Genomic DNA, 9,780 nt, shown 5'->3' on the forward strand with positions numbered 1-9,780 from the left:
CGCCGACCGAGAGCGATGACGCCCTCAGCGAGCCTTGGCGATGAGAGACGTCGTCAGGGCCGCGGCGGCGGGGATGAGGGTGAGAGCCACCAGGAACACCACGCCGACCGGCCAAAGGCCCTGGTCGTCTTCCCCGAGATCCCTGACGATGGTCGTCGCGAAATAGACGAAGAACGGAGCGGCGGCGAGCAGCCCCCACAGGATCCCCGTCTGAGGGACGAACCATCCGGCCAGGCCGGCCAGGACTCCCAGGCCCGCGAACGAGAGCAGGAGGTAGGGCGAGTCGAAGAAGTCGCGGGGGGCGTCGGGGGCGATCGTAGGAGCGGTGCGGACGCAGATGACCACCGCGAAGGACCCCGCGATGATGAGGCCCAGGGCCCATACGAGGGCGGAACGGGGCATGGGACTCCTCGACGTGAACGCCTGCTGCTCAAGACTCATCCTGATCGACCATGGCCCTTTCCGGCTAGCGCGGAGATATCGTCATGATTGAGTAGATTGTGATGTCGAGTCCGATGCGGTTCCGGTGAGCGCGTCCACTTCACGGCGTGCCCCGGCCGCCGCCGCGAGGTCCCCGGCCGCGGTGTACGCGTCAGCGAGGCTGCTCAGCGCTCCCGCGAGGAAGTCCTGCCAGCCACGGGTGCGCCAGAGCCGCACCGACTCCTCCAGATGGGTGACGGCCTCGCCGAACCTGCCCTCCGCCAGGTCGACGTCGCCGAGCACCCAGAGCGCGTCGGCCCTGTGGTGGGCCAGGTGATGGGAGCGGCTCAGCGCCTCGGCCGCCTCCGCCGCGGCCCTGGCCCGGGGGTCGCGGGCCACGCCGTAGAGCTTGGCCAGCGCCACCAGGCCCATCGCCTCCAGCAGCGGGTCGCGGAACTGGCGATAGATGGCCAGCGCCCTGACCAGATATTCCAGACCGGCCTCGAACTCTCTCGCATGGGCGTGCGCGAGGCCGAGGAACTGCAGCGTCGTGGCCTCGAAGCGCGGGTTGCCCAGCTTCTCGGCCAGCGGCAGGGCTTTCAGCAGGTGGACGATGGCCATCCTGATCTCCCTGGGGCCGTACGTCACAGCCATGCAGACGTGCGCCCTGGCCTGGCCGCTCATGTGGCCGCTGCCTTCCGCCAGGCGCAGCGCGATCTGCCCTGACCGAAGGCCCTGCGCCATGTCGCCCCGGGCCGCCTCCCCCCAGGCGCGCAGCACGTAGGCGTCGGCCAGGCCGCGCTCCTCGCCCAGTTCGGCGAACATGGCGATCAGCTGCTCGGCCCCGTCATACTGCGCGGCCATGGCCCCGCCGGTCTCCATCCACGTCGTGGCGTGCGTGAGCCCGCGCAGGATCATCGCTTCGCCGAGCCTGTTGCCCGCCTTACGGCATGCCTCCAGGACGCGCTCGTGCAGGGCGCGCCAGTCGTCGAACTGCCCGCTTACATCGAAGTAGCGTTCCACGCAGCAGGCCGTATCCCATGCGACCTCGGTCAGGCCCCGCGAGCAGGCTTGGAGTATCGACGCGATCAGCGCCGTGCGCTCGGTGTCGAACCAGGCCATCGGGTCCTGCTCGGCCACACCTTCCCAAGGGGCCCCGTCGGGGGAGTTCCAGCGAGGAGCGGTGCCGTGGATGATGGCGGAGGACGTGCCCTGCACCCTCTCAGTGGCACGTTCTGCCAGCGCGAGCCAGGCCCCGAAAGCCCTGCCCAGGGCCTCGGCCACGGTCTCCGGCTCGTCTTCGAGCCCGCTGCGCTCGCGGGCGTACAGGCGGACGAGGTCGTGGAAGCGGTATCGGGGCTGCCCTGCCGAATCCGTCCCGCTGATCAGCACGAGCTGCGTGTCCACCAGAGCCTCGACCAACTCCTCTCCCGCCGCCACCGGCAGGTCGAGCAGCGCACCGGCGACCCAGCCGGCGAATTCGGGCACGTCCAGCGAGCCGAGCAGCCGGAACGCCCTGCGCGTGACATGGTCGAGCCCCACATAGCTGAGCGCCAGGCTGGCCCTGACCGCGAGATCGCCGGTGGCGAACTGGTCGAGCCGGCGCCGCTCGTCGGTGAGTTGCCCGGCCAGGCGGGTCAACGACCACTGCGGCCGTGCGGCGAGGCGCGCTCCCGCCACCCGGACGGCGAGCGGGATGTGATCCGACAGCCGGACGATCTCGGCCGCCGCCTTCGGCTCCGCCGCCACCCGGCCGGCCCCCGCGATCCTGGAGAGCAGTTGCACGGCCTGCTTGGGCAGCAGCACGGAGAGTTCGATCAGATTCGCGACGGACAGCCCGTTCAGCCGGGACCTGCTGGTGACGATGACGGCGCAGCCGGGCGTGCCGGGGAGCAGTGGGCGGACCTGCTGCTCGGAGGCGGCGTTGTCGAGCACGATGAGCATCCGGCGTCCCGCCAGCAGGCTCCGGAAGAAGGCGGCCCGCTCCTCTGTGGTCTCCGGCAGTGTGGAACGCGGCGCGCCGAGCGCGGTGAGGAAGCCGGCGAGCACCTGGGAGGGGTCCGCGAGGGAGGCCTCGGCGCCGTGCAGGTTCGCATGAAGCTGCCCGTCGGGATAGTGCCGCGCGACCTGATGGGCGGCGTGTACGGCGAGCGTGGTCTTTCCGACGCCGCCCATCCCCGTGATGACGCACACACGCACGGGCCCAGGTCCCGGGGGAGGCTCCTTGCCGAGGAGGTCCGTCAGTTCGGCGAGGTGGTCGTCCCTGCCGGTGAAATCGGAGATGTCGGTCGGAAGCTGGGCGGGGGAGACATCACCTGACGAGACCGTGGAGGGGTCGACGGGGAGTGTGCCGGTGAGGATGGCCTGGTGCAGGTGGCGGAGCTCGGCACCGGGGTCCAGGCCGAGTTCGGCGGCGAACACCCGACGGGCGTCCTGGTAGGTGGCCAGGGCCTCTGCCTGGCGTCCCGACCTGGCCAGAGCGAGCATGAGCTGCATGCGTGACCGCTCTCTCAGCGGATGCTCGGCGACGAGCCCGATGAGCTCGGCGACGCACGCGGCATGCATCCCGCGTGCCAGGTCCGCCTCGATCCGGTTCTCCAGCGCGGTGAGCCGTTCCTCTTCGAGGCGGTGCGCGTGCTCGCGGAGTCCGGTGGTGAGATTCAGCCCCGCGTACGCGGGACCGCGCCACAGGTCCAGAGACTCCCTGAGCAGCGCGGCGGCCCGTTCGTGGTCTCCGGCGGCGAGGGCGGTCCCGCCCTGTTCCGCCAGGGTCTCGAACCGGCCGGCGTCCAACTCGCCCGGATGGATGGAGAGCACGTAACCGGTGCTGGTGCGCGTGATCCGGTCAGGGCCCAGCGTCCTGCGGAGCTGGTGCACATAGAGCCGGAGGTTGTCCGTGGCGGTTCGTGGCGGGGACTGCCCCCACAGCGCCTCGATGAGGGTGGAAGAGGACACGGCGCGCCCCCTATGGCAGATGAGTTCGGCGAGCAGGGTGCGTTGCTTCCCCGCGCCGAGGGGCAGAGGCCGAGCTTCGGCTGAGACGTGAAGCGGCCCTAGAACGGCGAACTCCATCGTGCTCCCGGACAAAACGATCGCGCACAAACAAGATCAAATCCGCCTTAATATGCACGATCGTTTTACTCCCGTCAACACATGAGTCGAACAGATTCGCTTGTGCACCGGCGGAAGCCGTCGTTTCGGCTCCCGCCGGTGCGGATTCAGTGATTCAGTGATTCAGCGGGAAGGCACGGCTAACCGAAGGCGCGAACCATGAGGTAGTACTTGTAGGCGATGCCTCTGCACGTCCCCTTCCAGAAGTAGTGCGAGCAGACGCCGTAGTAGAGGACGTAGTAGAAGACGTCGTCGACCTGGCGCTTGCTGGAGACGTAGCCCATGTTGCGCAGGGCCAGACCGTAGTCGTGCATCATGCACGCCTGCCGGAAGTCGTACCCGAGCGGCTTGTCGGGGGATTTCGTGCAGTAGTCGTACTTCACTCCGCGGACCCACCAGCCCGCAGGGGTCTTCGTCCAGTAGACCCAGCGCCAGCTCCCGTGATACCAGGCGTAGTTGATGCCGCAGTGGTTGAACGCGAAGTGCCAGAAGTTCGTGCACCAGTACCACTTCTTGCCGTCCAGGTCCGCGTTGGAGGTGGGCGCCTGGGCCGCGTAGTCGTAGGCGTTGGCGCTGCCGCCCTCCACCGGGTCGGTCTGGAGGAACCGTCCCAGCTTGGGCTGGTAGAGCCGGACACCCATGAGCATGGTGCCGTCGGGGGTGTCGGCGGCCCGCTCGGCCGCGCCGTGCCAGCCGTACCTCGTCGTGGGCTGACCCGCGCGCGGGTTGCCGAACTCGTCGAAGTCCAGCGCCAGCGGGACCCCGCCGGCCAGGCTGTACACCACGTTGATGTCGTCGTGCAGGTTGGTGAGTTGCAGCCGGACGTCTCCCGTCGCCGACGTCACCGCCGCCAGGCCACCCGAGATCGAGTGGACGTTCCTGGTGACGACTCCGGATGTGGCGTCCTCCACCACCCACGCGGGCGTGTCGTCGTCGGCGTCGAAGTGATCGATCCGCTTTCCGACGTTGTTCCAGGTGCCGCCGGACAGCTGTGCCACCACGGTGGTGTTGCGCCGGAGTTGCGGGTCGAGCGTGTAGGACTGCCGCACCGAGCCGGAGGTCATCGACTTGACCAGGTCGGTGTTGTAGTACTCCGTCGTCAGCCCCGAAGGCGTGGCCGTGGTGCGCCCGTAGGCGTCGTACACGTAGCCGGAGTCGGCCAGCCGGTCCCCGCCGTCGTAGACGTGGGTCTCGGTGACCGCACCCGAGCCGTCGCAGCGGCTGCCGGTCAGCGCGGTCCGGTTGGAGTTGGCGTCGTACCCGTAGGTCCGGCGAGCGCAGGTCCCGCTCACGGTGTCGTCCACCGAGCTGATCCTGCCCAGCTTGTCATAGCCGATCTGCTGGGCCGAAAGCCCGTTGTGCGACACCTGCTGGCCGTGGATCGACCAGGTCACCGAATCGTCGACCAGCTTGACGCCGGTCGCGGTCTGGTAGCCGCGCCAGGTCGGCGCGCCCGACGGGTCCCTGGTGACGCTGTAGGAGACGCCTCCGGGAAGGTTCTCGTGGCTGACGCCGCCGTCCAGGTCGTAGGTGGCGGTGAACGAGCCCGCGATCGAGTCGGTCATCGAGGTGAGCACGCCCCGGGGGTCGGCCGCGGTGTCGTAGACGTAGGTCACCGTGGACGGTGCGCCGTCCGTCTTCTTGGTCACCCGGTCGAGCGCGTCGTACTCGACCCTGGTCACACCGCCGTCGGCATCGGTGTAGGACACCTGGCGTCCCAGCACGTCGTACTCCCGGGTGATCACCTTTCCGTCGGACGTGCTCGTCTTCAGGGTGCGTCCGGCCGAGTCGTATGTCGCGGTCACCGTGGGCACTCCCGTTCCGACACCACCGGTGACCGCGGTCTCCACGGTTCGTCCCGCCGCGTCGTACTTGGTGGTCGTGGTCCTGGTGACACCGTTCGCGGTCTCTGTGACCGCGGACAGGAGGCCGCCCGGCTCGTAGGTGTAGACCTTGGTGACCAACTCGGCGGGGTTGGAGCCGCTGTTGGAGATCGTGGTCTTCGCCTTCGTACGGCACAGCAACCCGGCCCATTCGGCCTTGCCGCCGCAGGTTCCGGTGCCGTCGGCGGTGTAGTAGTCGGTGGTCGTCGTGCCGGCGTCGTCGCCCGACGACTTCGGCATGGTGCTACTGATCACCCTGCCTTCCGTGTCGTAGCCGGTCGTCTTGGTGATCGCCAGGCCGCCGGGGTCGTCGACGGTCTTGGTGACCTTGCCTGAGGTCCAGTCGTAGTACGTCTTGCTCACCCTGAGGTCGGCGTCCGCCGTCGAGCCGGGAACCGAGGCGCCGGTGGTGACGGTGGTGACCAGGTTCGCCACCTTGGCGTCCGCCGGCCGACCTTCGTCGAAGGTGTTGACCGTGTGCTTTCTGGCGGGGACCTGGGCGCCGTTCAGCTGGATCAGGTGCAGCGGTCCGGACTCGGACTGCTCGCGCTGCCCGTCGGCGCTGTATGTGGTCTCGTCGGAGAGCAGCCGGGCTCGCTCCGCCGTCGGAGTGTTGAGCAGGCCGAGCCGGGTCAGATCGTTCGCCGCGTTCGGCCCCTGACCCAGGGCGAGGGCCCGGTTGCCCGCGGAGAGTGAGAGCACGGTGTTGCCCTGCGCGTCGTACTGGCTGGTGGACACGGCGCCACCCGGATCCGCGCGGTTGACCACCTGTCCGGACGCGTTGAGGTAGGTGATCATGGCGCGGCCGTAGTCGGATCCGGCCAGGCCGCCGCGCCCGGTGTTGTTCGCGGGCACCTGGTCGGCCGGGAAGATCGCGGTCGCGTCGGCGGGCGCGTCGCTCTGACCCCACGCCGCCGTGGTCGCCGCGGCCAGGTTGTACGGCGAGCCGCTCCCGCTGATCGGGACGTCGTACACGACCGAGACGGTCCCCGTGCCGTTCGTCTCGTTCAGGGTTCCCGGACGGAGTGTCGGCCGGGATGCGCTGAGCAGCATCCCGTCGGACGCGATGTCGGGGTTGCCCGCCTTGCCGTAGGTGAAGGTCCACGGCAGCTCGCCGGGCGGGGTGTACCGGTTCACCCGGCCCCCGAGGTCGTAGTCGTAGCGGGATTTGACGTCAGGAGTGTTGGGGTTCCACTGCTCGCGGAGACGGCCCAGGTCGTCGTAGCGGTACTCGGCCAGACCCTGCGGAGCGCTCGCCCCGCCCTCCCAGAGGCTGATCTGCTTGAGCTGGCCGGCCACGTCGCCGAGTTGCGCGCCCGCGGTCGTCGTGGCGGCATAGGTCATCTTGATCAGCCTGCAGCCCTCGGGCAGGTCGGCGAGGACGTCCACGTCGCAGGCGGTCTGCGAGACCGACCAGGACGGGGCGATGATCTTGAGTGGCCTGGCCAGCGGCGTCCCGTCGGAGCCGGTCACCGACTCCCAGACGAAAATCGTGCTGTCCTTGCCGCTCGCCGGGTAGACGGCGCGGACCAGGTAGGTCGTCGCCGAGGGGCCCACCTTGGCGAAGACCGTCCGCTCCGCGGAGCTGACGTCGGAGAGGGTGTAGCGGTCGGTCGCCGAGTCGAAGGTCAGTGCCAGATTGGCGGCGTCGGGCTGTGGGGTGAAGGATCCGTCGGTGTTCTTGGTGAAGGCCACGGATGAGCCGTCGCCGCTGAGCTCGACCGAGGTGGCAGAGGTGGGTCGCAGTTGCACGAAGGTGCCCTGCCCCGCCGTGGCGAGCCCGCTCGGGGTCCACTCGGTGCCGTAGATGGCCGCGACTCCCGGAAGTGACGAGCCCTTGCGCGGGTCGCGCGAGGAGAAGGAGCGCATGAGCCCGACGCCGAACACGTTGGCGTCCGTGGCCGCCATCTTGAAGTCACCGGTGAGCATGTTGACCACGCCCGGCCCGACGGGCTGGGTGGTCGCCCCCTCCGCGTCGCGGTCGACGATCAGGTCGACGGACTGGGACGCCGCCGTTCCCGTCGAGGTCGTGAATTCGGCACGCACCTGGATCACGCCGTCTTGGGTGAGCGTGTGCGTGGTGTCCCAGACCAGGTCGGGGGAGGAGCCCGACGCCATCGCCACCGGCCAGGTGATCGCCGTGCCGTCCGACTTCTTCCGGACGTCCGCGGCGGGAACCTGGTGCCAGGTGTCGGTCTCACCGCGCCGGTAGGAGAAGGTGACCGCGGTCAGTCCCGTGCTGCCCGTCGCGGCCAGCACGGTGCGGCGAGCGGTCGACTGCCCGTCCTTCGGCGAGGTGACGGCCGATGTGCCCACGTTGAAGGCATACGTGGTGGCGGACGACAGGTTGCCCGCCTTGTCCTTCACCCACGCCTTCAGGGCGTGCGGGCCGTCACTGCCGGGGGTCCAGTTGAGCGCGTACGGCGCGCCGGAGTTCGCGGCGGACTGCTGGGCGCCGCCGTCGAAGGACCAGAGCACTGCCGACACGTCGGTGCCGCCGGGCGTGATGGTGAACCTGCCCGCCTGGCCGGATCCCTTCGCCCACCCGTCCTCGGGGTAGTCGTCGGAGGAGACGGCGGGAGCGGGCGGAGGAGTGGCGTCCACGGTGAAGGTGAACCAGCTCGACCACGCGCTGTAGTCGGTGCCGTCGAAGGAGCGGACCCGCCAGTGATAGGAGGTGTTGGCGAGAGGCGTGCCCACCTTCCACGATCCGGTGGCGCCGGAGGCGATGTTCGAGACGGAGCCGCCGGTGACCTTGGTCACGTGGTCGGGAGTCCACACCTCGAAGTCGGCCCGCTGCGCCTGCGCGTCCGTGTCGCTGACCTTGGCGGACAGCGTCGGCTGGGGAGCGCTCACCAGAGCGGGACTGGCACACGTGGTGCACGGCGCGATCGCCAGGCTCGCGGGCGTCGCCGGGATCGTGTTGTAGGTGATGGAGATGCTCGGGTTGTTCTCGAACCGCTTCCAGTAGTAGTTGTCCGTCTCGCTGCCGGCCTTGACCATGAACGTGATGGACGTGCCGCCGGCGGTCACGGTGCTCTGCAGGGCGCTGGTCACGTCCCAGCCGACGACGGCCGCGGGGCAGGTCGAAGGGCCGCCGATCCCGCTGGACGACCAGCCGTAGGCGACGTTCTTCGCGCCGATGGACAGGTTGGAGGCGGGCTGGTTGTTCCAGTTGGTGGAGGAGCCCACCGCAGCGGTTCTGTGCAGCTCGACGTTCCTGGCAGAGCAGGACCAGGCCCAGGTCTCCTTGATGTTGAACGTCGCGGAGATGATGTGCTTGCCCGTGCCCATCCCCGACAAGCCCATGTTGAAGAACGAGCGCCGCTTGGCCGCTCCGGCGCTGCTTGTGCCGGCCGTGGCGTCGTTGGTGGAGTTGTAGTAGGCACTGGTCGGATAGGCCGAGTCGACGTACGTCCAGCCCGACTTGGCGGCGGTGAAGCTCGGGTCGATCGTCACAGGGAAGACGGTGGCGGGGTCGGTCAGCAGGGTGGCGTCAGGGGACACCGTGATGGCGCCGCCGGAAAGCCGCACGTCCATCTTGCTGCGCTTACCCGTCTGCGCGCCGACGGCCGAGGTGACGGGGTTCCGCGTCATGGCTCTTTCGGCGGTGGCGTCCCACATCTCCGCCGCCGAGGTGGTGAACACCAGGTCGTCCTTGGCGTTCACGATCGCGACATTGCCGTACTTGTCGGCCTTGATCTTGCCCTTCTTCAGGGAGGTGGCGAATGTCAGCGCCTTCAGCTTGGGATCGGCGGCCGCTTCGCGGGACTTGACCACGAGCTTCTCGGCGAACCCGTCGACATCGGCGGTCAGCACCAGGTCGACGCCGGGCAGCACCTCGGGGTAGGTGGCGGTCGCGCCGTTCAGCACCGGCTTGGGCAGAGCGCCGAGTGGCGAGTCCAGAGAGAACTCGGTGCCCTTCTCCGAGGCGCGTACCAGTGGGCCCTGGCCGCCGCCGGAGAAGCTGTAGGACACGGACGAGGCCTTCGGAGCGACCGACCCGTCCGGGTTCGCGACCAGCGTCGCGTCCGCGGCGGTCCACTCGTCGCCGCGCTTCACCCGCACGGGGCGGTAGCGATGCTCCTGAGTCATCGTGCCGTTGGGATTGACGAAGTACTCGTCGGTCTCCGAGGTGAGTGACGCCACCTTGATCCGCTTGTCGCAGACCGCGGCGGCCAGCTTGGCGGAGATCTCGGTCGGCATCTCGTCGGGACAGGTTGCGGCCGGCGCCTGGGCCTTGGTCGAGACCGGCACCGCCCTCGCTGGGAGCGGCACCACGACAGTGGACACCAGCGCCAGGGCTATGAGGGACGGTAACGCGGTTATCCGTCCCGCTTTCTTCAACACCTTGTACCTCCGCATA

The 9,780-nt window shown here is 69.0% G+C and carries 3 protein-coding genes; all 3 read right to left on the reverse strand.

Features of this window, described 5'->3' with window-relative positions:
• Window positions 1-24 precede the first annotated feature (24 nt).
• Window positions 25-402, reverse strand: a complete 378-nt coding sequence (locus tag Pph01_RS26120) for a hypothetical protein (RefSeq protein ID WP_204075809.1) — start codon at window positions 400-402, stop codon at window positions 25-27.
• A gap of 81 nt (window positions 403-483) precedes the next feature.
• A complete protein-coding gene (locus tag Pph01_RS26125; RefSeq protein ID WP_204075810.1) occupies window positions 484-3,492 on the reverse strand; it encodes an AfsR/SARP family transcriptional regulator in 3,009 nt (1,002 codons plus the stop codon).
• A gap of 179 nt (window positions 3,493-3,671) precedes the next feature.
• A complete protein-coding gene (locus Pph01_RS26130) occupies window positions 3,672-9,692 on the reverse strand; it encodes a phospholipase A2 (protein WP_204075811.1) in 6,021 nt (2,006 codons plus the stop codon).
• Window positions 9,693-9,780 lie beyond the last annotated feature (88 nt).

The sequence above is a fragment of the Planotetraspora phitsanulokensis genome, assembly GCF_016863295.1.
Classification (GTDB): Bacteria; Actinomycetota; Actinomycetes; order Streptosporangiales; family Streptosporangiaceae; genus Planotetraspora; species Planotetraspora phitsanulokensis.

Excerpts from the sequence above, each read along its gene's own strand:
- Pph01_RS26120 (WP_204075809.1), bottom strand. The coding sequence starts at position 402 with ATGCCCCGTTCCGCCCTCGTATGGGCCCTGGGCCTCATCATCGCGGGG.
- Pph01_RS26125 (WP_204075810.1), bottom strand. The coding sequence starts at position 3,492 with ATGGAGTTCGCCGTTCTAGGGCCGCTTCACGTCTCAGCCGAAGCTCGG.